Origin of the sequence: Lacrimispora sphenoides (genome assembly GCF_900105215.1) — a bacterium.
GTDB classification, from domain to species: domain Bacteria; phylum Bacillota; class Clostridia; order Lachnospirales; family Lachnospiraceae; genus Lacrimispora; species Lacrimispora sphenoides_A.
In genome coordinates this window covers 2,150,711-2,175,895 of the sequence record NZ_FOIP01000001.1, presented here as the reverse complement: position 1 = coordinate 2,175,895, position 25,185 = coordinate 2,150,711, and the positions used below count along the sequence as shown (strand labels likewise).

Sequence of the window (25,185 nt, the reverse complement as noted above, 5' to 3'; positions counted from 1 at the left end):
AACCTCATCCTAATCGTGTCGTATCCAGTATCAATACGCATTTTTATTGATAAACCCTTTGAATATGGTAAGAAACAAAATCTTAAAATCAAATCCCAGGGTCCAGTTTTCGATGTAATACAAATCGTGTTCAATTCTTTTTGTGATGGATGTGTCGCCCCGGTAACCGTTCACCTGGGCCCAGCCGGTGATACCTGGACGGACCTGATGCTTGATCATATAGCGGGGGATCTCCTCTTTAAACTTCTCAACAAAGAGAGGCCTTTCCGGCCTTGGCCCCACCAGGCTCATGTCTCCACGAAGGACATTAATGAACTGGGGCATTTCATCAATGCTTGTTTTCCTGATAAAACGCCCTACAGGCGTCACACGGGAATCATGGGGTGTCGTCCATTTTGTTTTTTCCTCTGTGGCGGTCTGCACTACCATGGAACGGAATTTATACATAGGAAACGATCTGTTATGAAGACCCACTCTCTCCTGTTTGTAAATAAGCGGTCCCGGAGCAGTCAGCTTGATAAGAACTGCTGTAATAAGCATGACAGGAGAAAATAAGACCAGAGCAACGGAGGCTCCAAAAATGTCCACCATCCGTTTCACCAGGGCATTTACCGTATCCGTAAGGGGTACCCGGCGGATGTTAACTACTGGCAGGCCCTGTAAGTCCTCGATAAAGGGCCTTGTAGGTATCATGTTATTATAGTCCGGTATAAATTTTGTATGGACACCTGATTTTTCACAGGAAGCCACGATTCCTTCCAAATTCGCATATTCTTTGATACTTAAAGTAATGGCGATTTCATCAAGAGAATTTAACGCAAGGATCTCATCTAAATCACGAACCTTGCCGATGACATTGATTCCCTTGTATCCGGTTCCCCATTCCTTAGTGTCGTCAAGGATCCCCTTGACCTGATAGCCCCATTCAGGATTCACCCGAACTCTGTCTATGAAGCCTTCCGCCGCACGGCTGTAACCAATCAAAAGGATGTGCTTCTGATTGTAGCCCTTGGAGCGCATGGAGCGGAGCATCGAACGGAGCATATTCCGAACGGCTGTCTCCAGGGTTATATTGATAGCAAAAAAATAAAATACCATCCTGGTAGAGAACTGACTTAAATAAGGATTCTTTTTAGCCAGGAACAGGATCAGAGCAAAAAGCAGAACTCCCAGGAGATTGGCCTTGCAGATATTGGCGAACTCATACCGCCTCTCCTGAACTCTTTTTGGGGCATACAAATGGAATAGGCCGTAAAGCAGCAGATAAGCCGGTAATATGATAAGAAGCGCCGCAAAATAGTACTGTGGCTTTAAAACCTGTTTATAAGGGCTGAACAACCGGTTTCCCAGTAAAAGAAGCAGCCAGGCAAATACATAGGATATTACAATGACCAGTCCATCCAGTACTACATGAAACCCATTTAATTTTTTCTGATTATCCTTAATCATAGCAGCAAAACCTTCCATTCGTGCATTGCACCATATTTCTCCACCATAATTCCCGTATATTATACATGATATGTCAATATGATGCCATTAAAATATTCTTAATATGACCTGAAAATTTTTAACTTTCTTCGTAAAAATTCCCATATATAGAGGAACGTACCAAAGATCAGCTCTCCTTCAATCCGAAAATAATTGCCAAGATGGGACATCCGGAACGGTACCTTTCTGGTATTCTTTGCTGTTCTTAGCCCTTCTGTTAACCCTTCCATATAATCAGAAGCAAAACCGATCTTCTTAAAAAACAGATATTTTACAAAGGTTCCGGCTAAAATGGGAAGCAGATTCACTAAGAGCTGCAAAACCGGCATATTCTTATAATTTAAATAAACATTATTCCTGGCAGCCAGACGGACCTTAAAGGAATTATATTTGGAACCGCTGGTTCCGCTGCCCACATGATAAACTACGGCTGTGGGACAGTATACGTTTTCATACCCATAGATCTTTGCCCGGTATCCCACATCTATATCTTCCAGATAGGCGAAATGGGCCTCGTCAAAGCCCCCAATCTCTTCAAATACTTCCCGTCTGTAGATGGCAGCTCCCGCGCATGCAGCAAAAACGGTTCGGGGCTTTTGGTAGCCCCTGATGCTTTGTCCTACGCCTCTCTGATAAGCCCAGCCTAATATGCTGTACATATCCCCTGCATCATCCATGAGCTCCTTGTGGTATAGCTGGATCATCTTACTGCTGACGGAAAATATCCTAGGCGACCGGTCCATGGCAAGTACCAGTTCCTTTATATAATCAGGTTCCGGTTCCGTGTCATTGTTTAACAAAATGACATAAGGGGTTTTCGCATGGCGGATCCCCACATTCACTGCCCCGGAAAAGCCTGTATTCTTTTCCAGAAAGACAGAAGGAATATTTCTATCCTTCAGCCACTCCACACTTCCATCCGTAGAACCGTTATCCACCACAAGAAGCTCAAAGTTCTTATCACTCTGAGCTTCCAGGGCCTTAAAACAAGGTTCCATAAATTTTAGTCCGTTATAATTAGGTATAATAACCGTTACTTTCTTCTCCATCTCACACCTCAAGCTGATAGGGTTCCCCGATTTTTTCCTTTCGAAGGTCCCGCAGGGCAAAATTGGATTTTCGCAGAGTCAGATTGGGATTGTAATAAGGATCCCCGTCTCTTAAAATCTCCGGCCATTTCCGGGAAAACTTTTTGATTTCCTCATTAAAGCGGGCCACTTTCTCCGGCGTATCTTCAAGCCCTCTTGATTTTGACTCGTAATGATAGAACAGGGCATATGGAGCGTAAACCACCAATTTATTCAAGGACCGGATCTTCATGCAGAAATCAATATCGTTAAAGGCAACGGCAAGGTCCTCTGAAAAACCTCCCGCTTCTTCAAACAAGGATCGTTTGCTCATCATGCAGGCAGCTGTTACGGCGCTGTAATTCCGGGCGCACATCGCCTGATTGAAATAGCTGCTTTCTGCTTTATGAAGGCCGATAAAGGTATGCCCTGCAATGCCACCAAAGCCAACCACTACACCGGCATGCTGAATGGTATCATCGGAATAAAGAAGCCTGACCCCGACAACACCCACATCTTCTCTCTGGCAGAAGCCTAACATCTCATGGATGCTTTCCGGACCTACCATTTCCGTATCATTATTTAAAAACAGAAGGTAATCGCCCTTTGCATGGGCAACGCCAAAGTTATTGATGGCAGAATAATTAAATTCCCGCTCCCACGTAACCACATGGACAAAAGAAAACTCTTTCTGGATCCTTTCATAATACGCAAAGGTTTCCGGGTCCGTGCTGTTATTTTCCACAATAATGAATTCCAGATTTTGATACGTGGATTTATCTATGACGGAACGAATACATAAATCCAGGTCACTACTGTGATCCTTGCTTGGAATGATAACGGAAACCAGGGGATCTCCTGCTATCTTAAACATCGTATGATAGATTCCGTAATCAATGCCTTTTTCAACAGAAAGCGCCTCTATGCCGACCCGGTCATAGTGGGCCTTAATGGCCCTTGCCCCTGCCTCAAAAGCATATAATTTACTTTCCGGATTGCTTGCGGTGGAATTCTGATGGCAGCGCCAGTGATACAGAGCCTTGGGGATATGGGAGATCTTTCTGGCTTTTTCCGTGCAGCGGAAAATAAAATCATAATCCTGGGCCCCGTCATATTCTTCCCGGAAGCCTCCCACCTCCAACAGCAGTTCATGGTTTACCACAAACAGGTGACAGATATAATTAACGCTTGTTAAAAGATCCGGGTTAAAATCCGGTTTAAAATGCGGTTCAAATAATTCTCCACCGTCAATGTCAAGCTTATCTTCATCGGTATAAACCACATCAATTTCCGGATCGGAATTAATTGTTTTCACACACTCAAACAATGCATCGGGTGCAAGGGTATCGTCATGGTCCGCAAGGACAATAAAATCTCCTGTTGCCATTTCAATGGCAGCATTGGTATTTCCCGCGATTCCTTTATTCTCGCCAAGGATCACATAGCGGATCCGTTCATCCTTTATGGCATAGCGCTTTAATACCCGTTCCACGCCCTCTCCCTTTGGGCTTCCGTCTGCAATGCACACTTCCCAGTTCCCATAGGTCTGAGCCAGCAGGGAATCCAGCATAGCCGCCAGATAACGCTCCGGTGTTTTATAGGCAGGTATTACCACAGACATCTTAGGTCTATAGTCAAAAACAGTCTTTCTCTGGGCTTCCAGCTCTTCATCCGTGGTTTTCGTAAGGGCATACCATTCCGGATAATCATAATCACTGTCAATTCCCTGAAGCTTGTGCCTGGATTTTAATACAAAAGCCTTAAAGCCGTTATCTCTCCAGAAATCTGCAGCGGACCGAAGGGTCTGCACATTCATCATGCTTTTCAGCTTTGTGCTTTTTTTATGGGCAGAGCTGTTCTGTCTTTCGATTATCTGGGCATTCAGCTTCACTCTGGCAGTTTTACCGTCGCACCGGATCACCAGGATCCTGTCCTCGTTTTTCTCCCGGATATAGGGAATTCGGATGTCAAACCCTAAATCCCTGTCGGCTGTTTTCTTAAAGTAGATCTGACACACATCATCTCTGCGTACCGGAACGTACTTAAATTCCACATTTTTTTCCTGCCCGTCCAAAACCTCAAACTCTGCCTCTGAGTCAAGGCTCTTTCCAATGACCCATCCGTTTAAAACGATTGAATTTTCACGGATTCTCGCTACATCTATCTTATATTTCATCTCTGTTCCCCATTCTCCACGGATGCCGACATTAAAAGTATCTCATCTTCCGGATTGTTTTCCTCTTTTTCCGTAAAGTTGATCCGTTCCTCCTCAATTACAAGAGGCCGTTTCATAACGCGGGCATTGATGGACAGAACATATTCTCCTACAAGTCCAATAAAAAATATCTGTACGGAGCCAAGAAAACACATGCCGATCAAAAGAGGTGCCATACCTGCCGGAAAACGGTCCCAGTACACCAGTTTCATGACCAGATAGACAAGTGCCACCATCATGCTGGCAAAGGAACAGATGCTCCCGAATATGGTGGCAAGGCGAAGCCCTACCTTGGTGTAAGAAGTAACGCTTAACATGGCAGCATCATACAGACGGTAAAAATTATTGCTGGTCTTTCCTGCCCGCCTTTTCGGCTGCTCATATGGAACCTCCTTGCGCCGAAAGCCAAGCTCCGCCACAATTCCACGGAGAAAGGGCGTAGGGTCATCCAGTTCCCTAAGAACCTTTATAAATCTTTGATCGTATAAGCCAAAGCCGGTGAAGTGCTCGATCTGCTCTACATCAGAAAGCCTTTTAATGGTTTTATAGTAACAGCTTCTCAGCCAGTACATGATCTTATTCTCTTTGCTGGATTTCTTTATTCCTATAACGATCTTATAGCCTTTTTCCCATTCCTTTACATACTTTGGAATCATTTCCACCGGATCCTGAAAATCCGCTGCCATAAGAATGGTACAGTCTCCCGTTGACTGGAGCATAGCATAATAAGGAGAGTTGAACTGCCCGAAATTCTTGGCGTTAAAAATCCCTTTTACTCTTTTCTCCTGGACGCACAATCCCCGGATGATCTCCCTGGTCCGGTCCTTGGAATCATTATCAATAAAAATCAGTTCATAGGTGTATCTTGGCAATTCAGTATTAAATATATGGTCAATCGCCTGATACAAGGCATTTATATTTTCTTCTTCATTGTAGCAGGGAACCACGATGCTAATTGTTTTCATATGTTCACTTCCAATCTATCCGAACCATTACTTTAATCAAATCTTCCGGCTTTTCTTTCATAAGCTGCAGAGCTGCTTCCACCTGCTCTAAGCCACTAAGATGGTGAGTCACAAGTTTTTCGGGATTGATCCTTCCATACTGGACCATTTTTAAAAGGCGTTCAATTCTCACTCTGCCACCCTTTGCAAGCTCCGTGTGGATCGTCTTTCCCGCCATGCCCCGTCCGCCTGAAAACTTGGGGAACGGAAGGTTACCGGTTCCGCCATAGTAATTCACATTGGATATGGTTCCGATCCCGTATTTTGCCATATCTACCGCCTGGGCAAAGACCTCATCCCCGCCTCCGCAGATGATGACACCGTCAGCTCCCAGACCTCCTGTCCGTTCCATGACCTGTTCCGTTACGTTTCCATCTTTATAGCTTAAGACCTCTGTGGCTCCGAACTCTCTGGCAAGCTTTACGCAAATGGGCCTGCTGCCTACTGCCAGGATCCTCGCAGCGCCCAGATGGCGCGCTCCTTCAATCGCCATAAGCCCAATGGGGCCGATTCCCAGGACCACTACGGTATCGCCGATTTTAATATCCGCAAATTCCGCTCCAGTAAAACCTGTAGTAACAACATCCACGCACATGAGTGCCTGCTCCAAAGTGATTCCCTCTGGAATCTTTGCCAAAGTAGTATCTGCATCAGGTACTAAAAATTTTTCCGCAAATACTCCCGGAGCCGTCCTTCCAAGCTGATGACCGGAAAATGGGGCGGTCGCATGCTTAAAATTTCCTTCCTGGATTCCACAGGCTCTCCAGTCCGGCGTGATGGCAGGAACAGCTACAAGATCTCCAGCCTTAAAGTCACAGACCAGTTCTCCGGTTTCCAGGACTTCCGCCACACATTCATGTCCCAGGATCAGGTTTGGAGCCTTCCTGGAACCTCCGCCATATACCGTATGGACATCGGAGGAACAGGGGGTCACCGCGATCGGGCGTAGGATGGCCCCATAGGGAGTTATGACAGGTTCCGGCGCATCATACCAGCCGACCTTGCCAGGTTCGATCAAAACAAAAGCTTTCATAGGTTTTTCTTATATCCTTTCCAAATGATTGGATTTTAACGCCAATATCTCTACATTCCCGCCAAATCTTTCCTGTATGATTCCCGCAATCTCATCCGTATAACCAGGAGCTACAATTAAAATGGCATCTACCGGGTCCATATGATAATGATCCGGGGGTACAATGGGAAGATGGGAGGCAGGAGCGTATTTTCCCTGCTTAAAGGGTGCGGAATCAATGATGTATCTTGCAAACCGTCCGATGACCGTTGTAGAAGCCAGAGTAAAGCCCTGATGACTGGCGCCCCATATGCCTAAGGTTTTTCCCTGGCACTTAAGATCATCTGTCAGCTCTTCCAGTTCCCTGCCAATGGTATCGAGGCTTTCTTTAAGACCGGATATGTCTACCGGCGTATGTGTTCTTCTGTCTTCCGGCTGGCTGGCCGGACTTTTCTTCACGATGACAGAAAGGGTATCCCGGTTTATCATTTCCTCTTCTAATACCTGAAACCCGGCTCTTTCTACTGCATAGCGCAGGGTGTCAAAGGTATAATAAGCAAGATGGTCCCGGATCAGTTCATAATATCCGTCATACTGCAGAATATATTCCAGGCTTGGAACTGTAATTAAGCCCACGCCCTCCTCTGATAGGTTGTCAGCTATGCAGCGGAGCATTCCCACCGGGTCTGGCTGATGTTCCAGGAAATTGAAGGATAAAAATCCGTCAAAGGGGCCGCAAGCACTGCCGTCATCGGCTGCAAGGACTTCCCCTTCCGCTGCAAACTGCTTCCAGACTGCAAGACCCTTTTCTTTCGCAAGACGGACAAGACTTTCCCTGTTTTCAATTCCATAAGCCTTCACAGGAAAGTCTGACAGCAGTCCAAGAAATTCCCCCTGGCCGCAGCCTGCCTCAATCAGCTTTTTTCCTTCCAGATGATATCTATCAATAAAATGCCGGTACTGGCTCTTTCTTAAGTTTACCATGGTGGTGGTAAAGCCGCCGGAGCGGATCACGTCCTTGTAGTATGCCACAGGTTCACAATCAAACTGTACCAGACCGCATGCCTGGCACTGATGGAGGGAAAGGGTGATCCCCTGCTCCTCTCCCAGTTCTTCCTTGACCGGAATATCCTGAGCCGAAGCTGGCATATCCGCAAGGGTCATCAAAGGCGTTTCCCCAAGAGGTCTGCCGCACACAATACAAATCCTATCTCTCATACCACAAAAATTCCTCCATGTCAATATTTTGTAATCGAATGATTTTAGCGGATCGTCCGCCGGATCCCCTCTGGAAAGTCCACAAGAGGCTGCCATCCCGTTGCTTTTTCCAGCTTTTTTATATCAGGAATAAGGTTTGTGAGTCCTTCTGCATTAGGCGCTCTTCTTCCGTAGCTGTAGCTTCCGTGAAAGCCTAAAACCTCATACATCGTCCGGATGTATTCTCTTAAAGGCCTGTTTTCACCTTCCGGTCCCGCTACATTATAAGTTCCGGAAACTGATTCTTTCTCCTGTTCCATCAAAAGTATCAGCGCCCGGATGCAGTCATCAAGATATAAAAAGTTCCATATTTGCGTACATTCCCCCAGGGAGATATACTCTCCTCTGCGAAACGCCTTAAGGCAGCTTTCCACCAGTGACCAGGGATGATCTCCTGGACCGTACACGCTGAATATCCTTGTATGGATGTATTCCATCTCTGAAACACCTGATTTTCTCCAGTTCTCTGTCAATTCCAATGCCCTGTTTAAAAATTCCAGCTTGGCTCTGCCATATTCAGAGACAGGCTTACACGGCATCTCCTCTGTCATCGTATCCTTATGAATTCCATATTCCGCCTGGGAACCGCTGAAAAGAAAGCGTTTACAGCCAAGGCGTCGGGCTCCTTCCAAAGCCTTTAAGGAATCTTCCACGTTCTTTTGCTGGACCTCTCGTTTCATCCGGTTTTCACTTCCGGAGCCATCCCAGCCAAAATGGTAAAATGCCTGGCATGGCTCGTGAATTACCTGATCCAGCTCATGAAGCTCTTCTAAGTGACCTTCGATCCGTACAAGACCCTCCCGCTCGGCCGCAAGGCTTCCCATATTCTTTGAACCGGGACGGATTACGGCAAATACCTGGTTTTTCTCTATTAAAAGCTGGTCAACCAATGCTCTCCCAAGAAAACTGGTGGCCCCTGTTACAACAACGTTCAACGCTTTTCCTCCCCCTGCTATTCCCTGATCCTCGGGATGATCATATTCCGGTCCATCTCTTCATCGGAAAGGAATGGAGACAAATCCTCTAACGGCGGCGAAATAAGGGTTCCATCAGGCAGGCGTTTCGCAGAGGACTTTGGTTCAAAGTTCTGGTCCTGGCTTACAAATACCTCGCAGATGACTGGTCCCTTCATGGCCAGAGTCGTTTCAATCGCATGTTTCAGCTGGCTGTTATGGCATGCACGGACATAAGGATAGCCATAAGCTGCTGAAAGCTTTTCCATGTCAGGGAAGCTTAAATCCCGGCTGTCTACCCCGATTCCCACTAATGGCTCTCCGAAGAAATTCTTCTGGGTCTGGCGGATGGAATGGTAGCCTCCGTTATTAATAAGGAATATTTTAACTGGCATATGGTGATGGATGATGGTCTGCAGCTCCTGTAAGTTCATCTGAATGCTTCCGTCACCTGTAACAAGGATAACGTCCTCTCCCTGTTCAGCGACGCTTGCTCCAATGGCTGCCGGAAGATCATAGCCCATGGAAGCAACTGCTGAGTTGGATATAAAACGCTGCCCCTTCTTAATGATATAGGCATGTCCTCCCACAACACAGGCGGATCCATTGCCCACCACAGTGACCCTGTTCTCAGGGACTCGGATACTTAGTTCCTTTATTAATGCATAAACATTGGCTTCCTCATCTTCTCCGCTTCTGTAGTGCTTCTGAAGCACGACCGGGTATTTTTCCTTCCACATACGGCAGGTCTCATTCCAGGTCATGCCATCAAGGCCCTTTCCGCCGGAAAAGAGTGGGTGATTAATGGAAGTTTTGTATTCTGAGTCTAGTAGTTCCTCTAAGGCTGTAAGCAGATCCTTTACATTGGCCTGGATCTTCATATCGGCGTGAATGGATGGTTTCTTCAGCTCTTCTGGGTCGATATCATTGACGATCACATAGGCTTCTCTGGCCCATGTAGTATAATTGTACCCCACCTGACGGATGCTTAAGCGGCTTCCTAGAGAAAGGACTAAGTCGCTGTTTTGAATAGCGAAGTTACCTGCACGGTCTCCCATACCACCGCCTCGCCCTGTGTAAAGCGGATGCTCATCTTCTATGCAGTCCTGGCTGTTCCAGCCGGTTACTACAGGAATTCCCAGCTTGCCTGCTACCCGCATGAATACCTCATGGGCCTGTCCAATGCGGATTCCGTTGCCTGCATTGATTACCGGACGGGAAGATGATTTTATTTTTTCTAAAATGGCCCGGGCAACATCTGCGGTTACCTTTTCCGGAAGGATCTGACGTTTTTCTCCGCAGCCAGGGTCATCCTGTTTTATTTTTGCGTTGGTTTCAGAGGACCAGCCATCTCCGCCATTCTCGTAATTTTCTGGGGAAAAGCCGATTAGCTCTTCTGTTTCTATATAGGCGCCCTGGACATTTAAGGGGATGTCCAGCCAGGTGGGGCCTGGGCGGCCGGATAGGGCGAGGTAAATGGCTTTTTCTAAAGTGTAGCGGATCCTCATGGGGTCAATTACCATCTCGCTGTATTTTGTCATACAGTCAATGGCCTTTGTTATATCAAATTCCTGATCTCCCATGGCTCTGATTCCGACTCCTGACCATCTGGCCGTTGTGTCATAGCGCACCTGACCGGACATAATTAACATGGGAATAGAATCCAGAAAACCTCCTAGCACTCCGGTAATGGCATTGGTGCCCCCAGGGCCCGTGGTTACACAGACAGCAGCTATGCGGTCCTTGATTCTGGCATAGGATTCGGCCGCTATGGCACATGCCTGCTCATGATGGTTATATAAGCAGTGCATTCCCTCCTGATGCCCCAGGGCGTCGTTTAAATGCATGGCTCCTCCGCCTGTAACCGTAAACACCTGTGTAATCCCGGAATCAACCAACTTCTGGGAGATATAATTGGATACTTTCATTCTCATGGATCTTCTCTCCTCTTTTTGAGATGTTTATTTAGTGCGTTGTGCAGAACTGTAGACTGTAGCGTTGCTTCTAGTCCGCACTGCAGCCTGTGAATCCTGCGGCTTCACAGGCTCACGGGCATTCGCCCTATGAATTAGAACACGGAAATTTTTTCTTACGTGCCAGCACGACGAAAAATTTTCCGTGTTCTAATTCGCACTGCTCATTGCTTTCGTGTAGATTATACCACACACCCCCCCTTTTTCCTATTTAAAGTTTTCTTACTTTAATTTCTTTTTGGTTACTCCTAACCCCTTGGTTTTATCTTCTTTTTTCTTTTTATGTTATCTCCTTCCATATCTGCCATCAAACCACACTATCTAAAGGCCTCCGGAATACGGTATAATCGCAGGGTAATGCAACTATGGATTTTCGGCCACGATAAAACTTATTGCAAAAAAGGAGAGAACATATTTATGAAAAAGCATTTAAAATTGATGGCTGTATTATCCGCTGCCGGCGTTTTAACCGTCGCAGCTCCAGAGCTGGGCTTAATCAGCACAGCAGCCACCGCCTATGCTAAAGTACTCGGCTGGGTTGAGGAAAACGGAAGCTGGAAATTTTATGAAGATAATGACAGCTACGTAACCGATTCCTGGAAAAAGCGCGGCGAAGACTGGTACTACTTAAACGAGGACGGCAATGTCGCCATTAATTCACAAATCGATGAATATTACGTAGATGAAAGCGGGAAAAGGGTTTCTGACAAATGGATTTCCATGACCAATGAAAACTTCTGGGATTCAGCTGATGCCCCTGAGTTTTTATGGCACTACTATGGAAAAAACGGTAAGGAAGTTGTTTCCAAGTGGCAGAAAATCAACGATAATTTGTACTACTTCAATGACCAGGGTGAAATGCAGACCGGAAAGATTGAAATTGAAGGAAGTATTTATTATTTAGGACAAGAGAATGACGGCGTTATGAAAACAGGCTGGATCGAGCTTGCAAATGACTCTGATGATCTTGATGAAACCCAATCTTGGTACTATTTTGATAAGAGCGGCCGTATGGTAGAAAGCCAGGTCGACAAAAAGATCGATGGAAACTATTATACCTTTGTTAACGGAATCATGCAGAAAGGCTGGTACAAGCTTCCTGTCACTGCAACCGAATCCGAAGCAACCGCTGACGCAACTACAGCAGCCGGATACCAGTACTATGATCCAGAGAATGGTGCACGGGTTAACGGTTGGAAGGTAATCGAAGGTATTGAAGGACTTAGCGAAGAGGGAGAGACCTATAATTTCTATTTCAAGAACGGTGCTCCTACCTGCGCAGCAAATGGTCTTGAATTGTTTACCATTGATTCCAAAAAATATGCATTCAATACTAAGGGAGAAATGCAGACCGGACTGAAAGTTATCAACTTAGAAGACGGCGGAATCGCCAATTTCTACTTTGGAACTGACGGTGCTATGACTACCGGAAAGCAGACAGTTTACAATGAAGATCTGGATGAGGATCAGGTATGGTTCTTCCAGACAGAAGGTACTAACAAAGGACAGGGAGTTCACGGTGTCCGTGATAACGTCCTGTATGAATATGGCTTAAGAAAAGAAGCTGATGCCGACTTAAAGGTTGCTCCTATTTCCTTTGAAGGCAATCAGTATCTGGTAAATGCCAGTGGTTCCCTCCAAAAAGCAACTTCCTCTTCCAAGTCTGCTACCAAACCAGAACTTGGAGCAGGATATAAGGATTATAAGGATTCCAATGACAAAGTATGGGTTGTCGATGTAAACGGCATTATCCAGTAAAGTAAAAACAAATTACAAAAGATTCATCCGTTCAAACATAAAGAGGTCCGCACGTTTGCCGCGTGCGGGCCTCTTTTATGCATTCTGCACCAATTATCCGGGGGTTTTTGTATACCTTCTATAAACTTACAATTTTTTATATAATTTGTATCTTTTCGCGTTATAATTAAAATTATTTTACGTTATATATTATAGAGGTAGATTGTTTTATGGTAAAAAAAAGGAGGAGACCGATGAGAGAACTGTCCGTGTACTATTGTCCCAAATGCGGCTACTATGGATATTATCAGCTTCAGCGGAACGCAGTTTGCCCCAAGTGCAGGGAGGATATGATAACCTTATCCATCAGTTATCAAGATTTTATGGATCTCTCCTGCGAAGCAAGGGACGAATTGCTTTCCACCCATATTATTGCCACATCCTCTCCCTATGTCCGACGACTGCTGGCGCCACACAAAGTCAATAACAACCGGGAGATCATCGCCCGTATGGGGGATCGCATTACTGAATTAGAAATAGAAAATGAAAAGCTGAATAAAACTATTGAATGGATGCACCAAACAATATGGGAACTGATGCGCAAGACCAAAGGATTAGATCCCGGTAACGAGGACACTTCCAAAACCGGGATCGATCCCTGATTGGGATACTCCCGGGAGTGCCCCCGCACTCCCCGGCTATCCCTAATCAGGCAACCTCGTCAGCGCATATGTAACGACCTATCAATCTGTTAAGCGTCTGATTTAACCTTTTAATCACTTTATGGAGTTTTTCATTCTCTTCCATAAGCCTTTCATTCTCAATCTCTATAATCCTTAGCTTCTCAGCGTCTGTCATATAGAAAACCCTCCTTTTTTTGCTTTTCTTGTAATCACTATAAGCCGTTTTCGATTGTTTGAAAAGCGAAACAAATCGCAATATTCGACATTTTTTTGTCATTCTTTAATAATTTAGCCATAATTTTTTCTAAAAAGAGGTAAAAATACAACATCTATTTATACTAATAAATCAGGGTACAATATGTGCTGTAAGAGATTGTCGATAAAATTCGTGAAAAATTGGTCACTTTTGATAACATTTTAACGACTAAATATTACATTTCATTGTATATTCTGATATTCATGGATTTTTACATCAGTTGAAGCTTATGTGATGGAGGTACTTTGTAATCTGTAAGGCCTTTTCGCTAACTGGCAGGCAGGTATATATTACTCCATAGCTCTGCAGCCTTACCACTCTCCTTTAAAAGTATCTACATTATCTTTATTTACTTCAACCTGCTTAATTTCTGTAACAGGTGCAACTGTTTCACCTTTTAAGAATTTAACTGCTGTTTCAATCGCTACATGCCCTTCTTCAACTGCTGACATATAGGTGGTACCATCAATTAAACCATCTTTAACTGCCTGAAGACCATCAATACTTCCGCCCAGGCCGATAACTTTTACAGTATCTTTTAATCCTGATTCTTTTAAAGCCTGTCCTGCCCCGGTTGCTGAGTTATCATCCTGACAGATTACAATATTAAACTCCGTTTTTTTCTGAATCATGTCTTCTACAATTTTAAGTGCCTGTTCTTTTTCCCAGTTAGATGTCTGATTAAATATAACTTCAATATTGCTGCCTTCCAGAGCCCGTTCTAATCCTTTTTTTCTATTAATCTGTGGTGTTGTTCCCGGAACGCCTTCAATTAGAATTGCCTTTCCTCCATCTTTACCTAACAGCTGTTTTGCAAGCTCACCGGTTACTGCACCTGTATTTACTTCATTTTGGCCTACATATGATACAAGACCATCATATTGTCCACTTTCCTCTCCACCGATAGCATTGGTAAATGCCAGAATTGGAATGTTTGATTCATTTGCAGATTTTACAATCTTCTCGCCTGATCCTGAATCAACAGAACATATTGCAATTAAATCCACACCTTTTACAATAAAATCTTCTGCCTGAGCAAGCTGTTTCGAAGCATCCCACTGTGCATCTGCATATTCAATTTTCACGTTATTCTCTTTTGCTGCTGCATCAATTCCTTCTTTTGTTGCTACAAAATAACCTGTCGGACCCGGAAGTAAAACTGCAATTTTATACTCGTCTTTTACCTCACCTGCTGCCTGTGTTTCTGCAGCCTTCGTAGCTGCTGCTGTTTCTTCTTTGGCCGGGGCAGAACAAGCAGTTATACCCGCTGCCATCGCCGTTACTAACCCAAGTGCCAATACTTTTTTCATTTGCTTCTTCATAATATTCTCTCCTTCTCTTTTTGGGGCTTAACTTGAAGCCAGCCGTTTTTTACTAAATGAATCTGCTCCCACTGCGATTAATATAATTAATCCTTTAAATATATATTGAAAATACATATCTACACCGAGTAAGTTAAAACTATTATTGATTACGCTCATAAGCAGCACTCCGATGACTGTTTTCAATACAGATCCTGATCCGCCTGCAACAGAAGTACCGCCAATTACTACCGATGCAATTGCATCCATATCATAGCCATCTCCCGCTGCCGGACTGGCTGTACCCATTCTGCCTACCAGTACTATCCCGGCCAATGCCGCTAAAACTGCGTTGATTACAAATACCTTTATTTTATAAGAGTCTACATTGATTCCATTTAATTTACTGGCTTCTTCATTGCCCCCAACAGAATAGACATATCTTCCAAATCGTGTTTTTGTAAGAATGATAAAAGCTATGGCAACTGCTGCTGCAAATATGATGACAGGAATCGGAATCCCAGCCACATATCCATTTCCGATGGTGTCCAGTACCGGAATTGTTTTTGTAATGGGATACCCTCCGGTAAACATCAGCATGGAACCTTTCACCACACTTACCATTGCCATGGTTGCAATCAGGGAAGGAACATTAATTTTGGCAACTGCAATACCATTAATAAGTCCTACCACTGCACCAATCCCAAGTGCTGCCAAAACAGCGATTGCTACCGGAACCCCATTCCCCATTGTTATCAGTTTCATCGTTACCGCACCTGACAAAGCAGCTACCGCCCCAACTGAGATATCGAAGCTTCCTGATATAATTACAAATGTCATTCCCGTTGCGATAATGCCGATGATGGAAGACTGCCGTAACAGGTTTAAGATATTCTTTTGAGTTGCAAATGCCGGAGTTGCAAATGAGATGACCACACACAGCAGAATAAAACCTATTACAACACCATATTCCCGAAAATTCATCTTTTTCAGTACACCCATTTTATTCTTCATATCACCTTTCTCCTCTATACATCAAATATCTTATTCATAATTTCCTGAACTGTAAGATTGTCATTTTTCAACTCACTAACAATCGTTCCATCTCTGACTACCAGTACCCGGTCTGCAACACGGATCACTTCCTCTAAATCGGACGATATAAATATGACCCCTATTCCCTGTCCTGAGAATTCCTCTATCGAATGAAAAATGTCTTCCTTCGCCGCAATATCAATTCCTTTGGTAGGTTCGTCATAAATAATCAAATCCATATCCTGATTCAGCCATTTGGATACCACAACCTTCTGTTGATTGCCGCCGCTAAGTTCTTTTACCTTTTGTTTTACGTTGCTGATTTTTATGCCCAGTTTCTTTTCTGCAAATTCAGCGAATTCTATTTCTTTTGCTTTATTTAAGAATCCTGACGTCTTAAACTTATCAATCTGAACGGCTGTAGAATTTTTATATATTTCCTGTCCCAGTATCAGACCAAGATGTTTTCTGTCTTCCGGAATAAAACCGATCTTATGGTGGATCGCCTGTTTAGGCGATCTTACCTTTACAGCTGTTCCATTCATTAAAATTTCACCGCGGTCACAATGGTCCACCCCATAAATCAGATTAATGATTTCCGTTCGTTTAGAACCTACCAGACCGGCAAATCCTACCACTTCACCTCTATGAACTTTAAAGGATACATCTTTAACCACATTTCCCCGACCAAGATTTCTGACTTCCAAAACAGGTTCGCTGGTATAATCTGCATGAAAGGTCTGTTTTTTTCCTGCAATATTGCTGCTGTCAACACCCGTCATTAACTGAGTGATCTTTTCTTTTGTAAGATCCTTTACATCATAGCTTCCAACCATAATGCCATTTCTCATAATGCTGGCGCTGTCACAATTCAAAAAGATCTCATCTAAAATATGTGATATGTAAATTATGCTTTTACCAACTGCTTTTAGCTTTGCTATAATTTCAAAAAGACTTGTTTTCTCATTATTAGTAAGTGAAGTGGTAGGCTCATCCATGATAATGATCTCAGTATCACAGGATACTGCTTTCATAATCTCTACCATCTGCTGTTTGGCAATGCTCAGCTTAGACACAATCACATTTGCAGGAATATCAAATGAAAACCGCCGGCAAATATCTTCATACTCTTTTTTCATCTCCTCTTTTTTTAAAAAGATGCCGGAAACCATTTCTCTGCCAAGAAAGATATTGTCAATTACCGATAGTGTTGGCACCAGGCTTAGTTCTTGATAGATCACACTAATGCCTGATTGCTTTGAATGATAGCTGTCCTTAAAATTTATCTTATCTCCTCTTAAGTAAATTTCACCTTTGGTCGGTGCATGTACACCGCCCAGTATTTTAATCAATGTAGATTTTCCTGCGCCATTGGCACCTAAAAGAGCTCTGACCTCACCTTTTCCCAGTGAGAAGTCAATATCATTCAACACTTTAACAGCCCCAAAATCTTTATATATGTGCTTCATCTCTAATATCCGATTCATTTACATTTCACCCCTGCCTCCAAAGCAATGGTAGACTGCCTCAATATTTTCTTCAGGTGCCGATAGAATATCCCAGGATAACACAAAGCCTTTAATATTGGTTTGAGACAGACTATTAATAGTATCTTTTATATATTCCGGATCTGCCGGTACAACATCCTTAATTCTGTTGACTTCAATCCCGCAATATACCGGTATATTTAGTCGCTCCATAACATCAAGTTCAGATTTTACAAAATCGAGATCAAACCGGTTATCCTCGTCTGACTTAATTCCTAGCAGTTGATTAAACTTCCTCCTAACCGTATCGATATTAATGCTGGTAGTTCCTGAAAGGAAGCTGTCATATTCAAATGGAAGTCCTGCCGGAGCGCAGGTAATCCGATACATCATAGGCTTCATAAAATCTGTTAATCCGTTAAGTCTAGACAGATCCTGTCCGGTAAAACGGGTTAAAAAAGGTGATAATACATCCATGCCGATCTTTAGGCCCTGTTCCCTGAAATAACCTGTAATTTCTTTTAGCGAATCATAGATAAAGTCTGCTTTACAGTCGAAAAATTTTTCCCAGATCGGATTGTCAAACCGATAGCTTCCATCTTCATAAGCTAAGCATTTTAACGGGTGTCTGTCATAACCCTCCAGTCCCTCAATAACTTTGTCCATCTCCATACGTAATTCATCAACGTCCAGTTGTCTTTCCTGATACTTTTTCATACACTCTGGGCAGAAGCAGCTAAACACACCGGTGATTTTATTGGAAAAGGAAGAATACCTGATTTTATCTAAAAATATTCCATCAAATCCTATTTTACTAAAATATTTTTCATAAATATGTTTGACGCTCTCTCTGTTTTGTTTTATATTAGGACAATAAAACTCGAAATTTTCTCCGGCTTTCAGTCGATAACTTTTTACTTCCTCACCCCGAAAATCCTGTAAGAAACTTATCGGTTCCAGCAATCCTGTCTCTGAAAAAACTGGCATCCATAGATATAATTCCGCCTGATATTTATGTACCAGTAGTTTTATCTTTTTATATAGTTCCTCATCAACAGACCAACCGATAATTACCTTTGTCACTCTTATTTTTTCCAGTATTGGTTTTAATTTGCTTTCCACTTCTTCATATGTAGTCTCTTTATTCAAATATCCTCCGGTAAATACCTGCAGGACAATTTCTTTTTTCTTCTCCAGCAGCCGCTGTGCTAACTTTATCCCTCCAAAGGATGGCCTATTCTTCTGGATATAAAACTGAAAATCCTGATTAGGAATTAATTGTCTGATTTCTGACGCAAGCATGTCTTGATAAATCTTGCTTTTTAATACTCCGCCTGAAAAAACAATCTTTGAGGCCTCTGATAAATCCATTTGTTTTACCATACCCGCAACCTGATCAGCCAATTGTCTGGCTCCGTCTTTTAAAATGTTAATGGATAATTCATCCTGCTCTTCGGCTGCTTTTACCACTTCATAAGCCAGACCTGCAATTTGATTAATATCCTTAATTTCTGTCACAGTATATGGAAGATCTGTATAACTCTCCATCTGGAAATAGCCTTTGACCTGTTCAAATACAGGTACATATGGATAACAGTTATCACAATACAGAAGAGTTCTCTTTAATAACTCACATCCGATCCAATAACCGGATCCAATATCACTGAAATGGTAACCCCATCCTCCTGAACGTCTGACCTCCCCCTGTTTATCTATTCCGATTACGATTGAACCAGTTCCTGCAATCACTACAATTCCCGGGCCCTGCGTCTGTGCATAAAATGCCAGTACCCCATCGTTGCATAAATGAACATTGTCTTTTGTAAATCCCAGACTTAAAATCCGATCAAGAATCATCTGATAATCATTATCCGAATCACATCCTGACATTCCAAATACTCCCATCAAAATATCATCAGGCGTAATTTTATATGTCTCTTTAAGCCGTTCAATCCCTGCCTTTAGCTGGTCATAAGATTTATCCCCGCCTACTGACTTGATGCTTGTGGATCCAGTTGTAAAGGTATCTATCATATTCCCTTGCAGATCACTGATATAAAATTCTGTTTTAGTTCCTCCCCCATCTACTGATAATAAATATTTCATTTTATTAACCTCGCTTTTTATTAGATAATGAATAGGAAGAAGTACTTTCCCTAATGCACATACGAATTACTCCTTGAATACTGCTTTTGCTTAAATCTGCCGCATTTATAATGGAGGGAACATTGCTTTCATCCACCCATTCTGCCAGCTCCCGCTCTATCTTTTGACAATCATGTTCTGTCAGACAGCTATGCTTCATCACGATGATTTCAGGGTTCAAAACGCAGATAACACTTAATAGGCCTTCAACAATTGTACGAATCAGCATATCTTTATACAGCCCTTGCTCTGACAATCCGGAGGATTGTTCAATTGCCTCAGTGATTAATGATATTTGTGTTTCAAAGTTACCTGTATATCTGGTAACCTTTCCTTTTATAGGAAAATGCTGCTTTACCGGTATGTAGCTTAACTCCCCAGCAAAGTTACTGGAACCTTTAAACAGCGACTGGTTAATAATAAATCCTGATCCGATTCCCTGATCCAAGTAAATCAAAGCCATGTTTCTGACTTTATTATTCTGATAATCTGTATTATAAATTCCTAATGTAGTCAGATTAATATCATTCTCAAGCAGAACCGGAAGCAGATATTTATCTGATAAAATACCAGAAATATCTTTCCCTTCCCAGGAAGGGATATTGGGAATATTGGTAATGGTACCTTCCTTTACAACTCCAGGAACACCGATTCCTATTGCTTTTATTTTATGATCACCGCACTTTTCAATGAGACTGTCCAGTGCTGCATATGTATCTTCCATGACCTCTTCATATACATCCACTCTGGTAGGAAATTCCTGCACATAAATTAATTCACCTATGGAATCTGAAATGGCTCCAATATAATGATTCTTATAATAATAAAGACCGATATAATAATTTGCTTCATTATTAATTTCAAAGAACATTGCTCTCCTGCCACCGGTGGATTCGCTGGCTCCACTGACTCTTACTTTTTCCTCCTGAATCAGTATAGCAACTGTTTTATTTACAGTAACCAGACTTAGCTGTGACCGTTTGGCTATCTCTGGTTTTGTGATTGGACCACTGCTTCGAATAATTCCTTCTACCACATCTTTATTTAATAATTTTATTACACCTGGTTTTCCAACCATCTCGCCCATAATTTAGTCCACCTTGTACTTACTTTATAAACTTTATTAATTAACTTAACTCTAATTATAGCAATTATGATTACTTTTGTCAACTTGTATTAATATTTTTGTACAAAATATTCTAATTTTAATTGCATTACTTGTGCAGTACATACAATCGCCTTCACTTTCTATATAATTGTTTTTAACTCTCTGTATTCTCATATGAGGTTCCTAAGATGCTTCTGTCAGCATAAAATCATGTCTGCCTTCTAGACCTTTACGTCATCCCCATTGGCTCCCATCTGGTAAGCAGTTCCTATTACGGTGAGCATAATGTTATGTTGTTTATCAAAGTCTAAATGGAATACAAATCAACATAGCCAATAAGATATGTTATGCTGTTATGCTGTTATGCTGTTATGCTGTTATGCTGTTATGCTGTTATGCTGTTATGTTGTTATGCTGTTATGCCGTTATGCTGTTATGCTGTTTTGCTGTTAAGTACATCTGTGGTGTGGAATCCATTGCTGCTTTGTCTTTCAATATTTCTGTCTGCCGGAATGTGCCCGAAAATGCCCTGCTTTTAAGGATGAGGGGGAAGGTAGTTATGCTATAGTATATTTTTTGAGAATATTTTAGATAATAATGTGACGTGCCGCTATGATGAACTTTAAAAGTTAGCATGAAAAGGTGGAAAAAAAGAGATAAACGGTACCCCTAATCAAGAACATTAAAAGAGAGAGAGTCTCTTTTTATGTTCTGCTATCTGGGTACCGTTAATCCCTATTTTCCAATTTAGAAATGGAAATTAATTATTATTTTTCAATTTGAACCCTTTTGGAAATGTCTTCCTTCTCTTTAGAATCAGGCTCTTTTATAATCCCTCCGAAAGGCATTTGGGCAATCAGCAGATAGCTTTCCGGCAAATCAAACAGTTCGCGGACCTTCTGATCTATAACCGGGTTATAGTGCTGTAAGGAGGCGCCGATCCCTAATTCTCTCAGCCCGCTCCAGATGCTTATTTGAAGCATTGCACTGGACTGCATCGCCCAGGCTGGAAAATTGTCCGCATACAGTGGAAACTGTCCCTGTAATCCTTTTACGACCTCCTGATCGTAGTAATAAAGAATTGTTCCTGCCCCAGCTTTAAAGCTGTCGATTTTTTCTCTTGGGACCTGGCCTCCGAAAGCGTCATAGATAGCGTCCCATAATAAATCCTGCTTTTCTCCTAACGCCACAACAACGCGGGAGCTTTTCATGTTAAAAGCATCAGGTACCAATTCTGTTAATTTTTCAATCTGTTCAATGACTTCTCCGGTATCAACGGGAAGTTCTTTATTAATGCTATAATAGCTTCTTCTCTTTTCTAATGATTCAATAATGCCCATTTTAATTCCTCCTGATCTAATTATAATATTTTATTAGTTATCATATGACATTTTCTTTTGTAAGAACGTTCCCTGATCCAGATCTGTAAAAGCTTTTTGTAATTCAGCTTTCGTATTCATTACGATGGGACCTCCCCAGGCGATAGGCTCTCCCAGAGGCGTTGAGCTTATAAATAATACCTGGACATTCTTCTCAGTGCTTTTTAACTCGACCTTGTCTCCAGAGGTAAGCTTTGCTGCAGTCTTCTCTCTCACCAGTTCTCCTCCGACAGAAACCTCTCCGGACAGGGTAAAGATCATAACCGAGCGGTTTGGATCCGTATCTATGGAAATGGAAGCGTTGGGATCAAGATGGATATCGTAGTAATCCAGAGGAAGATATCTGCCCATGTATCCGTTACTGTCCTTATATTGTCCGGCAAGTAGTCTCAGCTTTCCATTTTCAAGATTAATCTCTTCAATCTCTTCATTTTTTATGCTGTGGTAGGAAGGAGCGGTCATCTTATCCTTTGATGGTAAATTCAGCCACAGCTGTACTCCAAGCATTCGTTCTGATGCAGGTAGTTTCTCTTCATGCAGGATTCCGGAACCTGCTGTCATCCACTGGACTTCTCCGTCGGAAATAGAATCTTCATTTCCTAAACTGTCCCTATGAACCATCTGCCCGCGGTATACATAACTGATTGTTTCAATGCCCCTATGCGGGTGCATAGGGAACCCAGCTGTGTAATCATCGGGATTTGTGCTGTCAAAGGAATCCAGCATCAAAATGGGATCGTATTCTTCCATTGTTTCATGACCTAATACCCTGACCAGGTTTACACCGGCACCGTCTTGGGTTCTAAAGCCTCTAACCTGTCTTTTAATCTTTCTCTCCATTAATCTCATCTCCATACTTTTTTAATAACATTGCCAATTGTTCTTTTTCTTCATCAGTCCAATGAGCCATTAACTCAATAATCCTGGCTTCATTTCTTGGGTAAACCTGACCAATCAACTCTTTTCCCTGAGCTGTGATATGGAGAATGCATCGCCTCTTATCCTTGCTGTCCGCTTTCCTTATAAGATACCCTCTTTTCTCAAGGTTATTTATAATAAGAGGAATGGTTCCGCTGGAACTTAGAATTTTTTCTTGTACCTGACCGATGGTCATGTCTCCTTTGTGGTATAGTGCCTCTAAAACGGCAAATTGTCCCATGGTAAGATTGTACTCTGAAAAAATTTTGGTTGATTGGCGGTCAATGTAGTTTACGGCCCGATGGAGGCCTATTAGGATTTTTAACTCTGTCTTTGCCATTGCTTCTCCTATATTATCTCTATGTAGTTATATATTACTCTATGTAGAGGTAAATTGCAAGAGGTATTTTTTTATTTTTTGATCTGTTCATGGTAAGCAAACTTCAAGGAACAGATCAACGATTTTATTCATGAAATAGAACCTGTACCAATCAAAACAGTAGATCTGCCTATAAATAAAAACTCAAACCTAATCATGTGCTTGAGCTTTTATTATTTCCTATTAATTAAACCTTATTACTCAACTAAACAGTTCATACCAGGATTGCACAGACATTCTTCCTAATTTGGTGTGTGTATTTACAAGGCCGCCTAATAATTCATTCTAAAAAAAGTTTGCATTTCAATACGAGAAGGTAGGCATTTTTTCTATTCACCTATGCAATAATCTATTACACTATGGCAATATAGTGCCAGAAGTGTTAACTGATCACCGATCACATTATATTTATCCTATGATCAAATATTTATGAATGTTAAAAGTATACGCTTTGGCCATCTTAATCTTAGTGTATATGGTTGTGCCTGCGATTGCTCTGTAAGCGACCAATCTTGTTAGTAGTCTTTTCATTAATGTTAAAGATTTTCTTTAATGATGGAACATTCAAGACTAGTATAATCCCTCCATAATACTCCAGCCCAATTTCATCCCAAACAATATTATGGTCCTTAAATAAATGTTATATATATTTAAGACATTTAAAAGTCTCTCCCATGGAAATGTATTTAATTCAATCAAATAAAGTACAAGACCACAAGTGAATACTTTCCACTGTCAATAGGTATATTTGTAAAATAATTTCCTACTAAATAAAACCTTCCTTTATCAAGATATATGCAAATACACCATGCTATTAAATTCAATAATAACAATAAAATTATTAACAAAGATATCCTTTTGTTTGGCTAAACTCCCTAAATAGATAAAGATAACCGCTACGATAGTTGATTGAATACTCCATGGTAGATAAATATACTTTGTGGTCATATACCCCATAATAAAAAGAATACATAAATCCAAAAGTATTTCTTATCAATTATGTAATTATAAATGATAAATGCTAAAAACAAAGCCAGTAAGAACCATAAAGCACCAATTGACTTTATAAAAAAAGGCGAACTATAATTACTTCCACTACCATATAATATAGCGTAAATCCAACTTGATATGTCAAACGGAATCCTATCATATATACAACGACATAAATCTTTAAAAACCTCAAACACAACGATGCACAAACCTGTAAACAAATACGGTACTAATAAGGTTTTAGCCTTTTTCAATATAAATACGCTATAATCGCTTTTCTTTATAAAGTACCCATTTATTATATAAAATAAAGGCATATGAAAACTAAATACTATTGTATTTATCTTATCTATTTCCATATGTCCAAGAATAACGCATATCATTCCAATTCCTTTTGCTATATCAATGTAAGATAATCTTCTAGATTCGATCATAAAACTCCCTCCCTCAAAGGGATACTTTTTTATACTATTCTTTGTTGTATTTCCGTATCCCTATGATAATGCTCTCATGGAATCGTTTTATAGAACCATAAAAAGAGAGCTTATTCAAGGTGCTCGTTATGAGACTCCTGAACAAGCTCAATATGATATTTTTAAATACATTGAATTATATCATAATACTAAGTGAATTCATTCTGCTCTGATATATAACTCCGGCTCAATTTAAAGATCAAAATATTCCGTTTAATTTCGTGTCTACAAAACCTTAACAGCTCCAAGCAAAACAATTGAATTCAGATCATTGTTGAGCGCTTATGTCAAGCAATGGACAATCATGACTTTCATTATATTTGGC

The 25,185-nt window shown here is 41.8% G+C and carries 20 protein-coding genes and 1 pseudogene; 3 read left to right on the top strand and 18 right to left on the bottom strand.

The window, feature by feature from the left end:
- Positions 1 to 30: 30 nt before the first annotated feature.
- The 8 genes from BMW45_RS09855 to BMW45_RS09820 all read right to left on the bottom strand — a co-directional run bounded on the left by BMW45_RS09855 (position 31) and on the right by BMW45_RS09820 (position 10,930).
- Positions 31 to 1,449 carry an undecaprenyl-phosphate glucose phosphotransferase gene (locus BMW45_RS09855; RefSeq protein ID WP_092246326.1) on the bottom strand — a complete coding sequence of 473 codons (1,419 nt, stop codon included), beginning with the start codon at positions 1,447 to 1,449 and terminating at the stop codon, positions 31 to 33.
- Between the two features lie 98 nt (positions 1,450 to 1,547).
- On the bottom strand, positions 1,548 to 2,537 hold the full coding sequence (locus BMW45_RS09850; protein WP_092242871.1) for a glycosyltransferase family 2 protein: 990 nt from the start codon (positions 2,535 to 2,537) through the stop codon (positions 1,548 to 1,550).
- A gap of 1 nt (position 2,538) precedes the next feature.
- Positions 2,539 to 4,731 (bottom strand): glycosyltransferase family 2 protein, encoded by a 2,193-nt coding sequence (locus BMW45_RS09845; RefSeq protein ID WP_092242868.1) that lies wholly within the window; start codon positions 4,729 to 4,731, stop codon positions 2,539 to 2,541.
- Positions 4,728 to 5,735 (bottom strand): glycosyltransferase family 2 protein, encoded by a 1,008-nt coding sequence (locus BMW45_RS09840; RefSeq protein WP_025229995.1) that lies wholly within the window; start codon positions 5,733 to 5,735, stop codon positions 4,728 to 4,730. The genes BMW45_RS09845 and BMW45_RS09840 overlap by 4 nt, the downstream gene beginning before the upstream one ends.
- Positions 5,736 to 5,739: 4 nt before the next feature.
- Positions 5,740 to 6,807: a zinc-binding dehydrogenase gene (locus BMW45_RS09835; RefSeq protein WP_092242865.1), complete on the bottom strand. Its 1,068-nt coding sequence runs from the start codon at positions 6,805 to 6,807 to the stop codon at positions 5,740 to 5,742.
- A gap of 9 nt (positions 6,808 to 6,816) precedes the next feature.
- A complete protein-coding gene (locus tag BMW45_RS09830; RefSeq protein WP_092242863.1) occupies positions 6,817 to 8,004 on the bottom strand; it encodes a class I SAM-dependent methyltransferase in 1,188 nt (395 codons plus the stop codon).
- A gap of 44 nt (positions 8,005 to 8,048) precedes the next feature.
- Positions 8,049 to 8,978, bottom strand: coding sequence for an NAD-dependent epimerase/dehydratase family protein (locus tag BMW45_RS09825; RefSeq protein ID WP_025229998.1), 930 nt, complete (start codon positions 8,976 to 8,978; stop codon positions 8,049 to 8,051).
- A gap of 17 nt (positions 8,979 to 8,995) precedes the next feature.
- Complete coding sequence (locus BMW45_RS09820; protein WP_092242860.1) at positions 8,996 to 10,930, bottom strand: thiamine pyrophosphate-binding protein; 1,935 nt, start codon at positions 10,928 to 10,930, stop codon at positions 8,996 to 8,998.
- Positions 10,931 to 11,386: 456 nt separating this feature from the next.
- Between BMW45_RS09820 and BMW45_RS09815 the strand changes: the two genes are divergently transcribed.
- Both BMW45_RS09815 and BMW45_RS09810 read left to right on the top strand, forming a co-directional pair.
- Positions 11,387 to 12,727, top strand: a complete 1,341-nt coding sequence (locus tag BMW45_RS09815) for a PspC-like choline-binding domain-containing protein (RefSeq protein WP_092242858.1) — start codon at positions 11,387 to 11,389, stop codon at positions 12,725 to 12,727.
- 233 nt (positions 12,728 to 12,960) lie between these two features.
- Positions 12,961 to 13,368, top strand: coding sequence for a hypothetical protein (locus tag BMW45_RS09810; RefSeq protein WP_054790255.1), 408 nt, complete (start codon positions 12,961 to 12,963; stop codon positions 13,366 to 13,368).
- Between the two features lie 46 nt (positions 13,369 to 13,414).
- Here the strand turns inward: BMW45_RS09810 and BMW45_RS27790 are convergent, their stop codons facing one another.
- From BMW45_RS27790 to BMW45_RS09760, 10 genes are all read right to left on the bottom strand, one after another.
- Positions 13,415 to 13,564: a hypothetical protein gene (locus tag BMW45_RS27790; RefSeq protein ID WP_166433203.1), complete on the bottom strand. Its 150-nt coding sequence runs from the start codon at positions 13,562 to 13,564 to the stop codon at positions 13,415 to 13,417.
- Positions 13,565 to 13,956: 392 nt separating this feature from the next.
- Positions 13,957 to 14,967, bottom strand: coding sequence for a sugar ABC transporter substrate-binding protein (locus BMW45_RS09805; RefSeq protein WP_092242856.1), 1,011 nt, complete (start codon positions 14,965 to 14,967; stop codon positions 13,957 to 13,959).
- A 27-nt stretch (positions 14,968 to 14,994) separates the two neighbouring features.
- Positions 14,995 to 15,960 carry an ABC transporter permease gene (locus BMW45_RS09800; RefSeq protein WP_166433312.1) on the bottom strand — a complete coding sequence of 322 codons (966 nt, stop codon included), beginning with the start codon at positions 15,958 to 15,960 and terminating at the stop codon, positions 14,995 to 14,997.
- A 14-nt stretch (positions 15,961 to 15,974) separates the two neighbouring features.
- Positions 15,975 to 17,468 (bottom strand): sugar ABC transporter ATP-binding protein, encoded by a 1,494-nt coding sequence (locus BMW45_RS09795; protein ID WP_092242853.1) that lies wholly within the window; start codon positions 17,466 to 17,468, stop codon positions 15,975 to 15,977.
- On the bottom strand, positions 17,469 to 19,574 hold the full coding sequence (locus BMW45_RS09790) for a BadF/BadG/BcrA/BcrD ATPase family protein (RefSeq protein WP_092242851.1): 2,106 nt from the start codon (positions 19,572 to 19,574) through the stop codon (positions 17,469 to 17,471).
- 4 nt (positions 19,575 to 19,578) lie between these two features.
- Positions 19,579 to 20,700, bottom strand: coding sequence for an ROK family protein (locus BMW45_RS09785; RefSeq protein WP_092242848.1), 1,122 nt, complete (start codon positions 20,698 to 20,700; stop codon positions 19,579 to 19,581).
- Between the two features lie 788 nt (positions 20,701 to 21,488).
- Positions 21,489 to 22,061, bottom strand: coding sequence for a nitroreductase family protein (locus BMW45_RS09775; RefSeq protein ID WP_092242842.1), 573 nt, complete (start codon positions 22,059 to 22,061; stop codon positions 21,489 to 21,491).
- 33 nt (positions 22,062 to 22,094) lie between these two features.
- Positions 22,095 to 22,940 (bottom strand): pirin family protein, encoded by an 846-nt coding sequence (locus BMW45_RS09770; RefSeq protein WP_092242839.1) that lies wholly within the window; start codon positions 22,938 to 22,940, stop codon positions 22,095 to 22,097.
- Complete coding sequence (locus tag BMW45_RS09765) at positions 22,924 to 23,358, bottom strand: MarR family winged helix-turn-helix transcriptional regulator (protein ID WP_092242836.1); 435 nt, start codon at positions 23,356 to 23,358, stop codon at positions 22,924 to 22,926. Before BMW45_RS09765 ends, BMW45_RS09770 begins: the two co-directional genes overlap by 17 nt.
- A gap of 983 nt (positions 23,359 to 24,341) precedes the next feature.
- Positions 24,342 to 24,821 (bottom strand): acyltransferase family protein, encoded by a 480-nt coding sequence (locus BMW45_RS09760; RefSeq protein ID WP_092242833.1) that lies wholly within the window; start codon positions 24,819 to 24,821, stop codon positions 24,342 to 24,344.
- 58 nt (positions 24,822 to 24,879) lie between these two features.
- On the opposite strand from BMW45_RS09760, the pseudogene BMW45_RS09755 reads away from it, so the two are divergent.
- A pseudogene (locus tag BMW45_RS09755) lies at positions 24,880 to 25,017 on the top strand (IS3 family transposase); the annotation flags it as partial.
- Positions 25,018 to 25,185 lie beyond the last annotated feature (168 nt).